The 18,670-nt window shown below is 45.0% G+C and carries 16 protein-coding genes; 14 read left to right on the top strand and 2 right to left on the bottom strand.

The genetic code is table 11. The features are described from left to right. Window positions 1-157: 157 nt before the first annotated feature. Genes coaBC through BW944_RS02255 form a run of 9 tightly spaced genes read left to right on the top strand, consistent with a single transcriptional unit; the run spans window position 158 to window position 10,923 of the window. Complete coding sequence (gene coaBC / locus BW944_RS02295; RefSeq protein WP_076556720.1) at window positions 158-1,354, top strand: bifunctional phosphopantothenoylcysteine decarboxylase/phosphopantothenate--cysteine ligase CoaBC; 1,197 nt, start codon at window positions 158-160, stop codon at window positions 1,352-1,354. Continuing rightward, on the top strand, window positions 1,351-3,756 hold the full coding sequence (gene priA, locus BW944_RS02290; RefSeq protein ID WP_076556719.1) for a primosomal protein N': 2,406 nt from the start codon (window positions 1,351-1,353) through the stop codon (window positions 3,754-3,756). Before coaBC ends, priA begins: the two co-directional genes overlap by 4 nt. A 16-nt stretch (window positions 3,757-3,772) precedes the next feature. After that, entirely contained in the window at window positions 3,773-4,720 is a 948-nt protein-coding gene (gene fmt, locus BW944_RS02285; protein ID WP_076556718.1) for a methionyl-tRNA formyltransferase, read from the top strand. Continuing rightward, the gene (gene rsmB, locus BW944_RS02280; RefSeq protein WP_076556717.1) at window positions 4,713-6,056 is read left to right on the top strand and encodes a 16S rRNA (cytosine(967)-C(5))-methyltransferase RsmB; all 1,344 of its coding nucleotides are present in this window, start codon (window positions 4,713-4,715) and stop codon (window positions 6,054-6,056) included. Before fmt ends, rsmB begins: the two co-directional genes overlap by 8 nt. A 9-nt stretch (window positions 6,057-6,065) precedes the next feature. Continuing rightward, window positions 6,066-6,827, top strand: coding sequence for a Stp1/IreP family PP2C-type Ser/Thr phosphatase (locus BW944_RS02275; protein WP_076556716.1), 762 nt, complete (start codon window positions 6,066-6,068; stop codon window positions 6,825-6,827). After that, complete coding sequence (pknB, locus tag BW944_RS02270) at window positions 6,827-8,728, top strand: Stk1 family PASTA domain-containing Ser/Thr kinase (protein ID WP_076556715.1); 1,902 nt, start codon at window positions 6,827-6,829, stop codon at window positions 8,726-8,728. Before BW944_RS02275 ends, pknB begins: the two co-directional genes overlap by 1 nt. Before the next feature lie 12 nt (window positions 8,729-8,740). Beyond that, on the top strand, window positions 8,741-9,607 hold the full coding sequence (gene rsgA / locus BW944_RS02265; RefSeq protein WP_076556714.1) for a ribosome small subunit-dependent GTPase A: 867 nt from the start codon (window positions 8,741-8,743) through the stop codon (window positions 9,605-9,607). 3 nt (window positions 9,608-9,610) lie between these two features. Further along, a complete protein-coding gene (gene rpe / locus BW944_RS02260; RefSeq protein ID WP_076556713.1) occupies window positions 9,611-10,261 on the top strand; it encodes a ribulose-phosphate 3-epimerase in 651 nt (216 codons plus the stop codon). Between the two features lie 11 nt (window positions 10,262-10,272). Beyond that, on the top strand, window positions 10,273-10,923 hold the full coding sequence (locus BW944_RS02255; RefSeq protein ID WP_076556712.1) for a thiamine diphosphokinase: 651 nt from the start codon (window positions 10,273-10,275) through the stop codon (window positions 10,921-10,923). A gap of 49 nt (window positions 10,924-10,972) precedes the next feature. On the opposite strand, the gene rpmB is transcribed toward BW944_RS02255, so the two are convergent. Further along, window positions 10,973-11,161: a 50S ribosomal protein L28 gene (rpmB, locus tag BW944_RS02250; RefSeq protein ID WP_076556711.1), complete on the bottom strand. Its 189-nt coding sequence runs from the start codon at window positions 11,159-11,161 to the stop codon at window positions 10,973-10,975. 193 nt (window positions 11,162-11,354) lie between these two features. On the opposite strand from rpmB, the gene BW944_RS02245 reads away from it, so the two are divergent. After that, window positions 11,355-11,720 (top strand): Asp23/Gls24 family envelope stress response protein, encoded by a 366-nt coding sequence (locus BW944_RS02245; protein WP_076556710.1) that lies wholly within the window; start codon window positions 11,355-11,357, stop codon window positions 11,718-11,720. Between the two features lie 32 nt (window positions 11,721-11,752). After that, window positions 11,753-13,411, top strand: coding sequence for a DAK2 domain-containing protein (locus BW944_RS02240; protein WP_076556709.1), 1,659 nt, complete (start codon window positions 11,753-11,755; stop codon window positions 13,409-13,411). A gap of 95 nt (window positions 13,412-13,506) precedes the next feature. Here BW944_RS02240 and BW944_RS02235 read toward each other — a convergent pair whose 3' ends face one another. Then, window positions 13,507-14,781, bottom strand: coding sequence for an NCS2 family permease (locus BW944_RS02235; RefSeq protein ID WP_076556708.1), 1,275 nt, complete (start codon window positions 14,779-14,781; stop codon window positions 13,507-13,509). A 212-nt stretch (window positions 14,782-14,993) separates the two neighbouring features. Here BW944_RS02235 and sdaAB point away from each other — a divergent pair, with 212 nt between their 5' ends. Genes sdaAB through recG form a run of 3 tightly spaced genes read left to right on the top strand, consistent with a single transcriptional unit; the run spans window position 14,994 to window position 18,597 of the window. Continuing rightward, complete coding sequence (sdaAB, locus tag BW944_RS02230) at window positions 14,994-15,656, top strand: L-serine ammonia-lyase, iron-sulfur-dependent subunit beta (protein ID WP_076556707.1); 663 nt, start codon at window positions 14,994-14,996, stop codon at window positions 15,654-15,656. Between the two features lie 13 nt (window positions 15,657-15,669). Beyond that, a complete protein-coding gene (sdaAA, locus tag BW944_RS02225) occupies window positions 15,670-16,539 on the top strand; it encodes an L-serine ammonia-lyase, iron-sulfur-dependent, subunit alpha (RefSeq protein WP_076556706.1) in 870 nt (289 codons plus the stop codon). A gap of 21 nt (window positions 16,540-16,560) precedes the next feature. Continuing rightward, complete coding sequence (recG, locus tag BW944_RS02220) at window positions 16,561-18,597, top strand: ATP-dependent DNA helicase RecG (protein WP_076556907.1); 2,037 nt, start codon at window positions 16,561-16,563, stop codon at window positions 18,595-18,597. Window positions 18,598-18,670 lie beyond the last annotated feature (73 nt).

The following is an 18,670-nucleotide window of genomic DNA, read 5'->3' as shown; positions in this document are numbered from 1 at the left end:
AGGGAAAAGTATTACAGGTGCTTTTCTTTCTTATTTCAGTTCTTTTAAAGCCGGTTGTTGCTTTTCCTACCTGGAGAGTCACCACCTTTCTCTTTTCTATATCAATGAATAGCAACGCTACACGTAAACCGAGCCTTTATTAAAGGAGGAACCAGCTATGTTGCAGGGTAAAAAAATAGTTCTTGGGGTTTCAGGAGGAATAGCCGCCTATAAAGCAGCTGCACTTACGAGTAAACTGACCCAAAAGGGAGCCATTGTGAAAGTTATAATGACAGAAAATTCTAAAAATTTCGTCGGGGCCTCTACGTTTCAGGCGTTGTCCCGCCAACCGGTATATGATGATACCTTTGACGAACAGGATCCTACTGGAGTGCAGCACATAGATCTTGCAGACTGGGCGGACATGTTTATGCTTGCTCCTGCTACTGCAAATCTGATCGGAAAGCTCGCTAACGGCATCGCTGATGATATGCTTACGACTACTCTTCTCGCTACAGAGGCCCCTGTCTATATAGCTCCTGCAATGAACGTTCATATGTACCAACATCCATCTGTAATTTCCAATTTAAAAAAATTGGACAGCTTCGGGTTCAAGTTCATAGAACCGGGAGATGGTTACTTGGCGTGTGGGTATGTAGGAAAAGGGAGGTTGGAGGAGCCTGAAACAATCATTGCTGTGCTTGAAGATGAAGCAAAAAGACGGAAAAAACTTCAAGGAAAGAAAGTGATGATTACAGCGGGACCGACAAGGGAGCAAATCGACCCTGTTCGATATTTCTCCAATCCCTCTACCGGTAAGATGGGCTTTGCTCTAGCCAGACAGGCTGCTGATATGGGTGCGGAGGTCACCCTGATCGCCGGGCCGGTGAGTCTGGAAACACCTCCTAAGGTTGACAGAGTCGATGTCGTATCTGCGGAGGATATGTATGAGTCCGCAATGAAATATTACAAGGAACAGGATGTCATCATAAAAACGGCAGCCGTTGCCGATTACCGTCCTGCCCTCACTTATAATCATAAAATGAAGAAAAAAGATGAAGCGCTGGGTGTGGAAATGGAACGTACAGTTGATATATTAAAAGAACTGGGGAGTCATAAAACGGGTCAATTTCTGGTAGGGTTCGCTGCCGAAACGCAGCAGATCAGGGAGTATGGGCGAGAGAAAATGAAGAATAAGAATCTTGATGCCATCGTAATTAATGATGTGTCAGAAGAAGGTTCAGGGTTCGGGACGGACACGAACCGTGTCATCTGGATGAGTAGCCTGGAGGAAGAGGTTTTGCCACTTCTCGATAAACAGGAACTCTCAAGAGAAATACTTCACCGTATTTCGAAGGAGCTGGCAGACGTATGATTGCAAGAGTTATCGTGGACGTCCCGACAAATCAGACCAATCGCCCTTTCGACTATTTGATACCAGAGGAACTTACTGAAGTCGTCGACATAGGAATGAGAGTGATTGTCCCGTTTGGTCCTAGAAAAATAATGGGGTATGTCGTAGATATTGAAGATAAGACAGAGGTAGAAAAAGTGAAGCCTCTTGAAGAGGTGCTCGACGTCACACCGGTTCTTACGCCTGAACTCCTGCAGCTCGGGAAATGGCTGGCTTCCCAGACACTGAGCTTTTACATATCCTGTCTCCAGGTCATGTTGCCTCAGGTGCTTAAGGCGAAGTACAAGAAAGAGATCTGGAGAATGGAAGAACATCTTCCTGAAGAATTGGAGCACCTTTTCCAGGGAAGAGATGTACTTAGCAATGAAGAGTGGGAAGCCTCTCCTTATAAATATCATCAACTCAAAAAATGGGTGGATGAAGGGTCTCTTGACGTGCGTTATGAGGTGAAAAGCAAAGAAACGAAACGGAAAATCACGGTCATTGAACCCGGTATGGATGAACGGGAACTGGAGGAGCTTATTGCCGACATTCCTCCCCAGGCAAAAAAACAGAAGGCGCTCCTCGATTTTTTCATCGATTACCCCGATCCCATCCCGAAAAAAGATTTGCTGACTCAGGTGGGCACGACGGATGCTTCATTGAAACCTCTGCTTAAAAAAGGACATCTCCATTCCTATACCCAGGAAATATTAAGGGACCCTTATGAGGGCCATACATTTGATAAAACCAATCCTCCTTCATTGACGACACATCAGAAGCATGCAATGGACAGAATAGTTGCCTCTGTGAAAGAGGAGCACCCGGATGTTTTTTTATTGCACGGAGTAACCGGTAGTGGTAAAACGGAAGTTTACATGCAGTCGATCCAGGAAGTGCTCAACCGCGGAGAAGAAGCTATCATGCTTGTTCCGGAAATCGCCCTTACCCCGCAGATGGTGGAAAGATTCAAAGGGAGATTCGGCTCGAAGGTAGCTGTCCTGCATAGTGCGTTGTCGGCCGGGGAGAAATACGATGAATGGAGGAAGATACAACGTCAGGATGTGCAAGTCGTTGTCGGTGCGCGTTCTGCAATTTTTGCTCCTTTCAAGAAGCTGGGGTTAATCATTATCGACGAAGAACATGAAACCAGTTATAAGCAGGAAGACCGGACGAGATACCATGCCCGTGATGTAGCAATTCAGCGTGCTGCGAATCATGGATGCCCGGTTGTTCTGGGTTCTGCCACCCCTTCTCTCGAGAGCTTCGCCAGAGCTCAGAAAGGAAATTATCATCTGCTTGAATTGCCGGAGCGGATGAATGAACAAGCGATGCCTAATGTGGAGCTTATTGATATGAGGGCTGAACTGCATGAAGGCAACAGATCGATGTTTTCTCAGTCTTTGAAAGAGAAGCTGGATGAAAGATTACAGAAAGGGGAACAATCGGTATTGTTTCTGAACAGAAGGGGTTATTCGACGTTTGTTATGTGTCGCGATTGCGGCCACGTAGTCGAATGTCCATACTGTGATATTTCGATGACATATCACCGCAAACAGGAACAGTTGAAGTGCCATTACTGTTCCTATGAAAAACCGATGCCTACTGAATGTCCGGAATGTGAAAGTAAAACCATCAGATATTTCGGAACCGGTACCCAGAAGGTGGAAGAACATCTCCAACAGTTGATTCCTGAAGCGAGAATCTTGCGTATGGATGTCGATACTACGAGGCGAAAAGGGGCGCACGAGAAGATTCTTACTCAGTTTGGAAATCATGAAGCGGATATTCTCCTTGGCACGCAGATGATTGCCAAGGGCCTTGATTTCGGTAACGTGACGCTCGTCGGTGTGCTTGCTGCTGATTCACTATTGAATCTCCCGGATTTCCGCGCCTCTGAAAAGACTTTTCAACTTCTTACGCAGGTCAGTGGAAGAGCAGGTCGTCATGAGAAAGAAGGGGAAGTTGTCGTTCAGACGTATACTCCGGATCACTATAGTATACAACTCGCCAGTACGTATGATTTCGAAAAGTTCTACGCGGAAGAGATGAAGTATAGGAAGATGTTCCACTACCCTCCCTTTTACTATCTTACATTAGTGACAGTGTCACACCCGAATACCTTTCAGGCCCAGGAAGTAACGAGGAAGATCGCCCAATATCTGAAGAAGAATCTATCGGAAACTGCGGACGTGCTGGGCCCGACGCCTTCTCCTTTAGAACGTATCAATAATAGATATCGTTATCAAACCATGATAAAATATAAGGCAGAACCCGAACAGCATAAGTTCATTCAAAGAATATTGAATTATTATGAAAACGACATGAAAGAGCAGAATGGATTGCAAATCACCGTCGATTTCCAGCCATATCAGCTCATGTAGAAGAGAGGATTCAGTTATGACGAACATTGTATTCATGGGGACCCCTGATTTTTCGGTCCCTATTTTAAACAGAGTTATAGAAGAAGGGTATGAGGTCTCTCTCGTAGTCACACAACCAGATAGACCGAAAGGCAGAAAAAAGGTGATGACGCCTTCGCCATTGAAAACGGCAGCTGAAAAATATGGGATTCCTGTTTTTCAGCCTGAAAAAATCAAGAATGAATATGACGAAATATTAAAACATGAACCTGATCTGCTTATAACAGCTGCTTATGGTCAAATACTTCCGGCTGCCCTGCTGGATTATCCTGAATTTGGTGCGATAAACGTTCATGCTTCTCTGTTGCCGGAGTATCGGGGAGCCGCTCCGATTCACTATGCCCTTATGGATGGCAAAGACGAGACAGGAGTCACCATTATGTACATGGTGCAGGGTCTTGATGCCGGGGACATGCTGAACAAGAAGAAGATTATGATTGAAGAGAGCGATGATGTCGGAACCCTTCATGATAAGCTGGCTGTCGTCGGAGCCGAGCTTTTAGTGGAAACGATCCCCGGCCTCCTCAACCGCACGATCGAAGCTTCATCTCAGGATGAAAACAGAGTGACATATGCACCTACAATTAAGCGTGGAGAGGAGTTTGTGGATTTCTCCGGCTCAGCGGAAAACGTTTGGGGGCACATCCGGGGTATGAGTCCCTGGCCGGTAGCACACACCTTCTGGAAAGGAAAACCTTTAAAACTCTGGTCAGCAGTTAAAAGTGAAAAAATCTCTCAAAAAGCTCCGGGGACCGTGATAGAAAAATCAACGGGTGGAGTAACTGTAGTGTGTGGGGACGGACACAGTGTCACCATTAAAGAACTTCAGCCGGCCGGAAAGAAGAAGATGGATGCTGCTTCATTTGTGAATGGAGCAGGCCAGGCTATGGAAACTGGAGAGGTTTTGGGTGAGACAAATGACTGATACGGTCCGTGCAACGGCATTGAATCTTTTGACCCGTGTGGGAGAAGAAGGCGGCTTCAGCCATGTTCTGCTGGACCGGGAAATTGGTAAACAGAGATTTTCCTCTGCAGACGCCGGTCTACTGACGGAACTGGTGTACGGGACATTGCAGCACCGTGATTTATTACACTATTGGCTCGAACCTTCTATCAAAAAGCAGAAAAAAATTTCGCCCTGGGTGAAGTGGTTACTATATATGTCCTTGTACCAGATGAAGATGCTCGATAGGATTCCGGATCACGCAATCATCAATGAAGCGGTCGATATTTCAAAACGAAAAGGACACAAAGGAATAGCCTCCTTCACAAACGGGGTGTTACGTTCGATCCAGAGAAACGGAGTCCCTTCCGTTGAGGAGATTGAAGATGAAGCAGAGCGACTCGCAATTAAGACCAGTCATCCGTTATGGCTCGTAAAGCGATGGATATCCCAATACGGATACGAGGCCACGGAAGACATGTGTAGAACGAACCAATTACGGATGAACGAATCTATCCGTGTCCAGTGTCTTAGAATCAGCCGGGAGGACGTTTTGGCTGAACTCAGGGAAGACGGATTCGAAGTGGAAGAGTCCGGATTCTCTCCGCAGGGGATAATCATCCATAACGGAAACATTGTGAATCATCGCCTTTTGAAAGAAGGATTCGTGACTATCCAGGACCAGAGTTCGATGCTCGTTGCTGAATTGATGGATCTGAAGCCGGATCACGTAGTTTTGGATGCGTGTGCAGCTCCTGGTGGAAAATCAACTCATATTGCAGAGAAAATGGCTAATGAAGGAATCGTTTATGCGTATGATCTTCATAAAAAGAAAGCCGATCTTATAAAAGAGAAAGCTTCCTCTCTTCAACTGACGAATATCCATACGGAAGGGTACGATGCCAGAAAGTTACAGGAAAAACATAACGATGGAACGTTCGATCGTATATTGATCGATGCGCCTTGTTCCGGGTTTGGAGTGATTAGAAGCAAACCCGATATCAAATACAGCAAAGAGGAAAAGGATATTTACAGACTCAGAGAAATCCAGGACGCAATTCTCGATCATACAGCCGAGCTTCTGAAACAGGAAGGGCTACTTGTGTACAGTACGTGTACGGTGGATGTACATGAAAATGATCATGCTGTTCAGGATTTTCTCGAAAGACATCCGGAGTTTGAGGTGGAGAACTTCAAAGATGCGCTTCCAAACTTCCTCGAACATCGTTTTATAGAGGGCGTGGGTTTGCAAATTTTTCCTCAGGATGCAGATTCGGATGGTTTCTTTGTGACTCGACTCAAAAAAAGTTCGAAATGAGGTGATGGAATGGAAGGGTTTTTTTGGACAGACAGAGGTAAGGTCCGCCCTCATAATGAGGATGATGGTTCAGTGAAGGAACATCCCTCCGGAGATGCGTGGTTCGCAATTGTTGCTGATGGCATGGGGGGCCATCGTGCGGGTGATGTAGCCAGCAGAATGGCTGTCGAATACATGGAAAAAGCTTTTCTTGAGCAGGAGGGCTTTGAAACTCCTGAAGATATTAAAAATTGGCTGGAAGCTAGTATGCGGGAGGTTAATGAGAAAATAATACATCATGCTTCTGTGAATGAGGAATGCAGAGGTATGGGAACCACGGTAGTCGCTGCGGTTTCCACCGGGTCGTTCATCGGCATAGTGAACATCGGGGATAGCCGTTGTTATATCGCGGACGAGGAAGGTTTTCGTCAGGTTACCAAAGACCATTCTCTCGTCAATGAATTGGTCCGCTCCGGCCAGATCTCCGAAGAAGAAGCAAAAGATCATCCAAGGAAAAATGTGCTTCTCCAAGCAGTGGGCACGGAAAAACAGGTTAATCCTGATTTTCATTGTTTATCACCTGAAGGCCCTTCCAGGATTCTATTATGCTCCGACGGATTAACGAATAAAGTGTCGGATGACGAGCTTGCTGAGCTTGCTGATTTTGAACAGAGGGTTGAAACCATGGCAGGTAGATGGATAGAACTTGCCAATCAACGCGGTGGGGAAGATAATATTTCCATCGCACTTGTGAATCGACCTTCTTTCCCTGAGGAAGAAGGTGGAGAATAATGCTTGAAAATCAAATGCTGAATGAACGTTACCACGTGAAAAGGATGATCGGCGGCGGAGGTATGGCGAATGTCTATTTAGCTTATGATACTATCCTGGAACGGGAAGTAGCGATCAAAGTTCTTCGTCTGGAGTATGGTGATGATGAAGAATTTATCGCCCGTTTCCACAGAGAGGCCCAGTCGGCGATAAGCCTGAACCACGAGAATATCGTTAACATTTTTGATGTAGGGGAAGAGAATGATATTTATTACATGGTCATGGAATTCGTCGATGGTATGACTTTAAAAAGATACATACAGACTTACGACCCTATTGACCTTGATAAAGCCGTTGATATTATGAGACAGATCACCGATGCTATAGCTCTTGCTCATGAAAATGATTTGATACACCGGGATATCAAACCTCAAAATATTTTGATCGATTCCAAAGGTACTGTGAAAGTGACTGATTTCGGTATTGCAATGGCTCTTTCTGCGACTGCTCTCACCCAGACGAACTCTGTCTTAGGTTCTGTCCATTATTTATCACCGGAGCAGGCCCGTGGAGGTACAGCTACAAAAAAATCGGATATCTACTCCCTTGGTATCGTTTTCTTCGAACTGTTGACAGGTAGACTTCCGTTTTCGGGAGAATCCCCGGTTTCTGTAGCTCTGAAGCATTTACAGCATGACACACCGTCTATATCGAAATATGCGGACGTACCGCAAAGCGTCGAAAACATAGTCCTCAAATCTACAGCGAAAGATCCGCTGCACCGCTATGACAGCGTGGAGGATATGGAGGAAGATTTAAGTCAGTGCCTGGATGTGACTGATGCTGCTCCTTTTCATATCCCTGAGGAGGAAGGGGAAAAAACGAAAGCTATACCGGTTATAACAGAAGATGCCGTTTCTGAAGAAGGGGGAAAAACACTTCCTCATACAAAAGGAAAGGAAACAGTAAAGAAAAAAAAGAAGAAGCCGTGGATCATTTTTCTTTTTTTGTTCGTGTTTCTTGGAGCAGGAGCAGCAGTGGCTCTTCCGATGATGTTAGGACCGAAGGATGTGGAAGTTTCAGATGTCACGGGTATGGAATACGAAGATGCGTATAGTACCCTGCGTGATTTGAATCTGCAGGTCGAAAGAGAGACAGAATACTCTGATGAAGTCGAAGAAGGGTATGTAATCAGCACCGATCCTTCACCTGGAAGCATAACAAAGGAAGAGACGCAGGTAACGGTTGTCTCAAGTTTGGGAAAAGAAACAGTGGAAGTAGGGGATCACACGGGTAAAAATTTCGAAGCAACGAAAAAAGAGCTCGAGGAGAAGGGTTTTACATCCGTGTTTTCTATAAATGAAAGTTCCGAGCGTCCTGAAGGTGAAATTTTGGAACAACTCCAACCTTCTGTGGATCAGGAAGTAGTTCCTGGAGAGACGAGTGTACTTTTCAGAGTGAGTACCGGACCGCCTAAAATCATCCTTCGACCTCTGAGGAATATAACAGAAGAAGAAGCAAGATCCTACCTCGAAGAAGAAGGATTGGAAATGGAAGTAAGTGAACAATTTTCCCGAAACATTGAAGCAGGGCGGATCATTTCTCAAAAGCCCGAAGCTTTTACCGAAGTGAATACAGGGACTAGTGTGGCTGTGGTGCTTTCCCTCGGACAGAAACAGCAACCTTTAAAAGAAGAAACATTATCTCTGAATCTTCCTTATAATGGAGAGGATGGAGAAGAAGTGACGTATCAGATATATATTGACGATACTAACAGCAACGGTGATGAAGTATATCAGGAAGAAACGATTACGGAAGAAACTACAGTCGAGATCGATGTTCAATTAAGCGAAGGAGAGGAAGGCACTTATCGGATCGAGCAGGGCGACGAAGTCGTAGAAGAGGGAAATATGACTTATTGAAGGAGGAATGAAATGGGATCTGGTATCATAATTCAATCACTGAGCGGATTTTATGACGTTATGGCGGAAGAAGAAACCTATCGCTGCAAGGGACGCGGAGTGTTCCGGAATAAGAAGATTACGCCGCTGGTGGGTGATATGGTGGAATTCGACCCGGAAGAAAAAGTGATTCTGACCGTAAAGGAACGGAGCAATGAATTGGTGCGACCTCCGGTAGCGAATATCGATCAGGCGATTGTAGTTATATCCGCGGTAGAACCTGTTTTCAACTCAAGGCTCCTCGACCGTTTTTTAGTTCTGGTGGAGTCGAAGCGGATCGACCCGGTTATTGTCATTTCAAAACAGGATCAGATCCTATCAGCTGATGAAATATCCGGGTACCGGAACATGTATGAAAAGGCAGGGTACACGGTAATATTGAGTGAACCGGAGAGCTTGGAAGCGATGCAACAAGTCAAGGAGCTTTTCAAAGACAGGACAACTGTCATTGCCGGTCAATCAGGGGTTGGGAAATCGACATTGTTGAATGCGATTCTTCCTTCTCTCTCATTGGAAACAGCTGAGATATCCAAAAGTCTCGGTCGAGGAAAGCATACAACCAGACATGTTGAACTGTTCTCGATTAACGGAGGTTTGGTGGCAGACACTCCAGGTTTCAGTTCACTGGAATTTGATGATGTCACTTCCGAAGCACTTGGAGAATGTTTTCCGGAGATAAGAGAATATGACCCGGAATGTAAGTTTCGGGGATGCCTCCATGATAAAGAGCCTAAATGTGCGGTGAAAAAGGCTGTGGAAGAGGAAGAGATCGGCCGGGAAAGATATGACCATTACATCGAATTTTTGCATGAAATCCAAAATAGAAAGCCGAGGTACTGATTTATGACTAAAATCGCACCATCAATTCTGGCATCGGACTTTGCAAATCTCGAAGCAGAAATCAAGGAAGTGGAGCAAGCAGGGGCCGACTACATTCATGTGGATGTCATGGACGGTAAATTCGTCCCGAATATATCTATAGGTGTTCCTGTAGTGGAAGCAATACGTCCCGTAACATCTTTACCTTTGGACGTTCATTTAATGATTGATGAACCGGAAAATTATGTAGAAGCCTTCGCTAATGCAGGAGCTTCGATCATTACAGTGCATCAGGAAGCTACATCCCATTTACACAGGACTGTCCAACTGATTAAAAGCAAAGGGGTGAAGCCCGGTGTTGTTATTAATCCCGCTACACCGGTAGAGTTGATAAAACCGATTCTGCGCGATATCGATCTTGTTCTTATAATGACTGTAAATCCAGGATTCGGAGGGCAGGATTTCATATCGGAAGCGCTGGAGAAAGTGAAACAACTGGATACGTGGAGAAAAGAGGAGTCTGAGTACACTTATGAAATCGAAGTCGATGGAGGAGTGAATCAGCATACCTCGCTCTTATGCAAGCAACAGGGAGCGGATGTACTCGTGGCAGGAAGTGCAATTTTCAAAAGAGAAAATCGAAAAGAAGCTATAGAGGATATTCGTAATAGTTAGGAGAACGTAAAATGAAGACAGTAGCTATAGTCGGCGGAGGCCCTATCCAATATATCCCCGATCTTGTTTCTGAGAGCGCGTCCCTCTGGATCGGAGCGGACAGCGGAGCTCAGTTCCTCGTAGAACATGGACTGCCAGTAGATATTGCCATCGGAGATTTCGATTCGATATCCGAGACAATGTTTAAAAAAATAAAAGATAGAGCAGGGAAGACGGAAGTCTTTCCTGCAGCCAAAGATGAAACGGATCTTGAACTGGCACTTCAGGAGGCAGTACGTCAAGAAGCCGATTCCATTTTGTTATATGGGGTGACTGGTGGAAGAATGGACCACACACTGGCCAACATACAACTTCTTCATTCAATCGCTCATCACGGGGTGAATGCGACGATTGTGGACAGCCAGAACGAGATGGAATTAAAATTACCTGGACACTATAGAATCAAGCACAGCACTAATTACCCATATGTATCTTTTATTCCCATTTCACTTAAAGTGGAAGGGCTGACGCTCGAAGGTTTCAAATATGCCCTCAAAGATAGGCAGGTCCCTATAGGATCAACGTTATGTCTATCCAACGAAATCTCTGACGACTCAGGTGCTTATTCATTCGAAGATGGCATAGTGCTGGTGGTAAGAAGCAGGGATGAAAAGAATCTGTAAGTTTTTATAGACAAACAAAAAAGCACCCTCCAAGGGGTGCTTTTTAAAGTTACACGCGGGTAACTTTACCAGATTTCAAATCGCGTGCAGAAACGTAAACTTTCTTCGGCTTTCCATCCACTAGAATGCGGACTTTTTGTACGTTAGCTTTGAATTTACGTTTATTTGCGTTCATAGCGTGAGAACGGTTGTTCCCGCTTCGTGTTTGACGTCCAGAAACGACACAACGACGTGCCATATCGAATCCCTCCTGTAACAATTTAGATACCTAATTACTCTATCATACAAAAAAAAGTAATGCAATCGAATATATCAAGAAATTCCCCTTGACAGAACAAGAGAATTGTTACAGAGTATTATGGGGGATAGGGATTGTCCTGTGTTACAATTGATGTGAACATGCATGGAAAACATGTTAAAGGAGGATCCGAATGTCCGTGGAAATGAATACCAATAATGGTCAGATAACAATCAGTACCGAAGTTATTTCCACAGTGGCCGGAGGCGCTGCTGTAGAGTGTTATGGAATCGTTGGAATGGCTTCAAAAAACCAGCTTCGCGACGGATTGTCGGAAATGCTGAAAAAAGAAAATTTCTCACGTGGGGTGGTTGTGCGCCAACAGGAAGATAAGGTGCATATAGATATGTACATTATTGTCAGTTATGGAACGAAGATTTCTGAAGTCGCTCATAACGTGCAATCCCAGGTGAAATATACACTTAGTAGAACAATCGGACTTACCGTGGACTCTGTTAATATTTTCATCCAGGGTGTACGGGTAACAAGTGATGATTAAAGTGAGATAGATAGTCAAAGGAGGAAGACGGTGTGAGTTTACAGGAGTTGGATGGGCAGACGTTTGCGGCAATGGTGCTGCAAGGCTCCCGTTATTTGTCGAAAAATGCTCAGATGATTGATGCTCTGAACGTGTTCCCTGTGCCGGACGGAGACACAGGAACGAATATGAATCTCTCTATGACATCCGGAGAGGAAGAAGTGAGAAATGTCGCAACGAATCATACGGGCGACGTTTCGAAAGCACTTGCTAAGGGACTATTGATGGGCGCCCGGGGTAATTCCGGTGTTATTCTCTCTCAACTCTTCCGTGGGTTGTCCAAATCGATGGAAAAGAAAGAGACAGTTACTACTACCGAGTATGCTGAAGCAATGAAACATGGTGTTGAAACAGCATATAAGGCAGTTATGAAGCCGGTAGAAGGCACAATACTTACAGTAGCTCGTGAAGCGAGTGAAGAGGCGGGAAAAGCCGCTGAAGAAGAAAAGGAATTCATCCCGTTTTTTGAACGCATCGTAACTGCTGCAAAGAAGTCGCTGGAGAACACACCCGAGCTCCTGCCAGTTCTGAAGGAAGTTGGTGTCGTAGACAGCGGAGGCCAGGGTTTCCTTACAATATATGAAGGTTTCCTGGCGAACCTTAAAGGGGAAGAGGTCCCTGAAGGTAATTCTGTGGTAGACATAGAAGATATGGTCAGTGCTGAACATCATAAATTGAATCAGGATTTCATGAATTCTGAGGATATCCATTATGGATACTGCACTGAATTTATGGTGAAATTTGAGGAAAAGAAGCTGGAAGCTACTCCCTTTGATCAAGAAGCCTTCAGAGAAGCTCTGAGTGAGTTCGGAGATTCTCTTCTCGTGGTATCGGATGAAGAGTTGATAAAAGTTCACGTCCACGTAGAGGATCCGGGGAGAGCATTGACGCTCGGTCAACAGTATGGAAGTCTGACAAACATTAAAATTGAAAACATGAGGGAACAGCATACTTCCCTCGTAGGAGAACATCACAAGCCACCCAAGGAAAAAAGTCGGTACGGTATTGTTACGGTAGCGATGGGAGAAGGTGTGAAGAAGCTCTTTGAAAGTCTGGGAGTCTCGGTGGTTATCGAAGGTGGACAGACAATGAATCCTTCCACCCAGGATTTATCGGAGGCGATCGAGAAGGCGCATGCAGAATATGTGATCATCCTGCCGAATAACAAAAATATAGTCATGTCTGCCGAACAGGCAGCGGAACTCGCAAAAGAAGAAGCCACTGTCGTTCCAAGCAAGAGTATCCCTCAGGGAATGAGTGCTATGCTCGGATTCTCTGCTGAAGCTTCTTTAGAAGAAAACAGAGAGATAATGACTGATATGCTCAAGGATGTAAAAACCGGTCAGGTCACTTATGCAGTAAGGGATACTAAAATTGATGGAATAACAATTGAGAAAGATCATTTTATGGGTATTTTTGACGGGGATATCACTGTTTCTCACTCTGAAAGAATAGACGTAGCGAAAGATCTGATCTCAGAAATGATAGATGAGGAAGAGGATGAAATTCTGACTATCATCTATGGTGAGGAAATCACAGAAAGTGAACTCACCGAGTTGAAAGCTTATGTTGAAGCTGAGTTCGAGGAAATGGAAGTTGAAATCCATGATGGAGGTCAACCAATATATTCATATATATTCTCCGTGGAATAATACGCCGAACAAAAAACGCACCTGCGCAGGTGCGTTTTTTTTGATCTATGCTTCAGTTTTTCATATATATTGAGAAGTCGTCTCTTTTGTTTTAGTTATAGTGCGGAAGCACGTAATAAAAATTCAATGAAAAACGCTAAAGCAATCAGAACCATAGCCACGGTCAGTTCTTTCTGTTTACCCATTGCCAACTTAACCAGAGGATAAGCGATGAAACCGAAGGCCATGCCATCAGGAATGGAGTAGGTGAACGGAATCATTGCAATCATGAGGAAGGCAGGCAGTGATTCTGACAGATCATCAAAAGGAATGTGTCTGATTTCCTGAACCATCAATGATCCTACGATGATAAGAATCGGACTGATCGCTGTTGACGGTACGATGGATATCCACGGAATCAAAAATAGGGTGGCTACAAAAAGAACGGCCATCGTTATGGAGGCGCGCCACGTTTTTCCGCCGGCTGCAATGACTGCTGCACTCTCAGCTGATGATACGGTCGGTGACGTGCCCAGAAAACCGCTCGTCAGAGAAGAGAAAGCAGTAGCCTGATATGATTTATGGAACTTTGTGTCTGTTTTGTTCCCGACCATATCGAGCTGACCATGGATGAGACCCATGTTTTCGAAAATGATAACGAGAGCCAAAGGGAATACGCCCATCCAGAAACTGAAATCCACAACCACCGAAAAGTCAGGTGCGAAAACCCATTGCTGAGCTCCGAAGTCCAGAGCAGGTTGGGGGTCTTCAAGAATTCCGACGAAATAAGCGATAAGCGTCCCGATCACCAACGTTACCAAAAAGTTACCAGGGACATTTTTCGCAAAGAGAAAAATGGCGATAAACAGGGTGGCAAGAGTCGTTAGTACCACCGGAGATGTCGGGTCACCAAGAGCGATCAATGATTGCTCACCTTTTACAACGACGCCACCTTTCTCGAGCCCAAGCAGGGCAAGAAAGAAGCCGATTCCCACCGTGATGGCATGTATCAGTGAGACGGGCAATGCCCGGCTCAGCCAAGCGCCCAGGGAGGTGAAAGCGGTGATGACGAATAACAGAGAAGCTACTACAACAACTGCGAGTCCCTGTTCGTAAGTAAAACCGTTCCCCTCGACTATCGAATAAGCGAATAAGGCATTTATCCCCATTCCGGGTATCAATACCATCGGTGCATTCGCATACAAGGCGATCAATAGACAACCGAGAGCACTGGCTGCGATAGTCGCCACCATCCCTGTTTCAAGAGGGAGGCCTGCGTCGGAGAGAATCTGACTGTTTACGGCTACGATATAAACGGTAGTGAAATAACCGATAAATCCAGCAATCAGTTCCTGTTTCCAGGAAGTCTGTTGTCCGTTTTTGTTCAGCATCTCGATCTCCTTATGAAATTTGTCCCTCTCCCACCCGGTTACGAATGAACCCACAGCTTTCCATTTTACCTTTTCCTTATAAATATGGCAACCAAAAATCTATGTAAGCGCTACCTTTCCTTTTGCAGCAGTATTGCGTTAACGGGTAAAAGTGGGGGGATTTCCTATTTTGTGCTAAAATAAAGGAAGATATAGGATGAGGTGATGAAAATATGAAGTATAGATCCGTATTTGACATTATTGGCCCGGTCATGATTGGCCCCTCCAGTTCACATACAGCAGGCGCTGCACGTATCGGAAGGGCTGCGAGAAATCTTTTCGGTGAAAAGCCGGAACATGTGGACATACACTTTTATGGTTCTTTCAAATCAACGTATAAAGGTCACGGGACGGATGTTGCAATCGTAGGAGGAATTCTTGATTATGACACTTTTGACGACAGGATAAAGACTTCCCTCGAGACTGCTGAAACAGAAGGGATACAGGTGACGATCCATGAAGAACCATCCACTCCTGATCACCCGAACACAGCCAGAGTCCTTTTGAAGACGGGAGAAAATGAACTTGAGCTCACCGGTATCTCCATCGGAGGAGGTAAAGTGGAGATTACAGAACTTAACGGATTTCCATTGAGACTCTCCGGTAACCACCCGGCTATTGTCCTTCTTCACAACGATCGTTACGGAGCAATAGCTTCTGCGACTGCAGTCCTCGCTGAAGCGAGAATAAATATCGGAAGAATGGAAGTATCGAGAAAAGCAGAAGGAGCTCAGGCACTGATGGTCATCGAGGTGGATCAGAATATCTCGGATGAAGTGATGAAGCAGCTTGAAGGTGCTGAACATATTACACAGGTTGCGCGAATTTCAGATTAAGGGAGAGGTTAGTATGTTTCGTAATGTGGAAGAACTGATTGGAATTGCCAAAGCAGAAGATATAGCTATTTCGGAAGTGATGATTCGACAGGAAATGAAAGCAAAAGAAATGTCACGCGAACAAGTTTTCGAAAATATGGAGCAAAATTTGATTGTTATGGAAGAAGCTGTGGAAGAAGGGCTTAAGGGTGTCAAGTCCCATAGTGGATTGACAGGAGGAGACGCTGTACTTATTCAGAAATATATGGAAGAGAAACGGCCGTTATCCGGTGAACTTCTGCTCGATGCCGTCAGCAAAGCAGTTGCTACAAATGAGGTCAACGCGGCTATGGGGCGCATATGTGCTACACCGACAGCCGGAAGTGCCGGATGTGTACCGGGCACTCTTTTTGCGGTGAAAAATCGACTTGAGCCTTCCCGTGAGGATATGATCCGTTATCTGTTCACTTCTGGGGCATTCGGATTTGTGGTAGCGAATAACGCCTCCATCTCCGGAGCAGCAGGAGGGTGTCAGGCTGAAGTAGGTTCTGCGGCCGGCATGGCATCTGCTGCGATTGTTGAAATGGCCGGGGGTACACCTGAGCAGTCGGCTGATGCCATGGCAATTACACTTAAAAATATGCTAGGATTGATTTGTGACCCTGTGGCAGGATTAGTGGAAGTCCCCTGTGTGAAACGGAATGCTATGGGAGCATCGCAGGCTATCGTTTCAGCGGACCTTGCGCTTGCAGGTGTGAAAAGTAAAATCCCATGTGATGAAGTGATCGATGCCATGTTCAAAGTCGGTCAGCGTATGCCCTCGGCGTTCCGTGAAACAGCTGAAGGAGGACTTGCTGCAACCCCGACAGGAAAAGCGTTAGCAAAAGAAATCTACGGATCTTAAAACGGGAGAGTGTGAGTGATATTGTTGGATCAATCCGTACAACAGTTGAAGGGAGTAGGAGAAAAATTCGCTTCCTATTTAAATGAGCTCCAAATATATACAATTCACGATTTGATATTTTATTTCCCGTTCCGCTACGATGAATTTGAAGTGAAGCCGTTGACGGAATTGGTGCATAATGAAACTGCTACACTGGAGGGGAAGGTTGCTACACAGCCTTCCCTTGCCTATTATGGAAAAAAGAAATCCCGTTTATCATTCACGATGCAGGTCGGAGAATTTGCTGTGAAAGTAGTCATGTTCAATCGCGCTTTCGCCAAAAAGAACCTTGATCTGGACGATACGGTGACAGTAACAGGAAAATGGGACATGCATCGGTTACAACTGACAGCTACACATTTTAAAAAAGGGGAAGCTAAGTCGGACAACCCGATCCAACCTGTGTATTCAGTGAACGAAAATGTCAAAATGGCGAGTTTGAAAAAAGTCATGCGCCAGGCGATGGTTGATTACGGTGATTATATTGAAGAAGTTTTGCCGAAAAGTTATCAGGATATGTACAAACTACCCGGGAGAACGAGGGCGGTCTGGAATATGCATTTTCCTGAATCGCGGATCCTTCTGAAACATGCGCGCAGAAGATTTACATATGAAGAATTTCTCGTGTTTCAATTAAGGATGCAACTTTTAAGGAAAAGATATAAAGAAGCTACAGATGGTAATGAGCTATTTTATGATAATAATCTCCTTACTGATTTCGTACAGTCCCTCCCTTTTTCTCTTACGGATGCCCAGAAGCGTTCTCTTGCTGAAATACTGAAAGATATGAAAGAACCTCATCGTATGAATCGACTTCTGCAAGGTGATGTGGGATCAGGAAAAACCGTAGTGGCAGCCATCAGTATGTATGGGGCGGTTACAGCGGGGAAACAGGCGGCATTGATGGTACCGACTGAAATCCTGGCAGAGCAGCATGCTGCTTCGCTACAAGATTTTTTCGGCGATCGGCTTACTATTCGTCTGCTTACCGGGTCCGTTAAAGGAAAAAAACGAAAAGAAATCATGGAAGAAATGGAAGAAGGAACTATAGATATTTTGATTGGGACCCACGCTTTGATCCAGGAGGATGTGAAATTTTTCGATCTCGGTTTCGTAGTAATCGACGAACAGCACCGATTCGGTGTCGAACAGCGCAGAGTGCTCCGCGAAAAAGGAATAAAACCTGATGTGCTATTTATGACGGCTACCCCTATTCCACGAACTCTGGCTATTACAGCTTTCGGAGATATGGATGTTTCTTCCATCGATCAGATGCCCTCAGGAAGAAAAGAAATCGAAACGTATTGGGTGAAAGGGAAGATGACGGATCGTGTATTGAACTTTATTAAGAAGGAAATCGATCAGGGCGGGCAGGCATACGTGATTTGTCCACTTATCGAAGAATCGGATAAGCTTGATATTCAGAATGCTGTAGATCTGTACGAACAGTTACGAACTGTTTATGAACCAGATGTAACAGTCGGTCTTATGCATGGGAGGCTTCCTAATGAAGAGAAAGAGGACATCATGTCACAGTTTGCGGAAAATAACATGCAGATTCTGGTGTCGACTACAGTAGTGGAAGTAGGGGTGGATGTACCTAATGCAAGTGTCATGGTCATCTATGATGCTGATCGTTTCGGACTTTCGCAGCTCCATCAGCTCAGAGGCCGAGTGGGCAGAGGGGCACGCCAAAGCTATTGCATACTTCTTGCCGACCCAAAAGGGGAAACAGGGAAAGAACGTATGAGAATCATGACGGAAACGACAGATGGTTTTCGGTTATCTGAAGAAGATTTGAAAATCAGGGGGCCAGGTGATTTCTTCGGCAAAAAGCAAAGCGGCCTCCCAGAGTTCAAGGTTGCTGATATGGTGCATGACTACCGAGCTCTCGAAACCGCAAGAAAAGATGCTGCTGAAATTATCGATAATGGCTGGCTCGATAACAGAGTAGAATTTAAGCCACTCAAAAAAATAATGAGAAAAGATTTTGAAAACATGGGAGAAATACTCGATTGATACACAAATGTTGCGTTAGAAACAAGAGTATTATATATTACTATTAGTACCTAGTCATAAAATGGACGGTGGA

It is taken from the genome of Salimicrobium flavidum, from assembly GCF_900156645.1.
Taxonomy (GTDB): Bacteria; Bacillota; Bacilli; order Bacillales; family Halobacillaceae; genus Salimicrobium; species Salimicrobium flavidum.
Note: the sequence above shows the minus strand (reverse complement) of the source record. Positions and strands in the feature narration are given on the sequence as shown.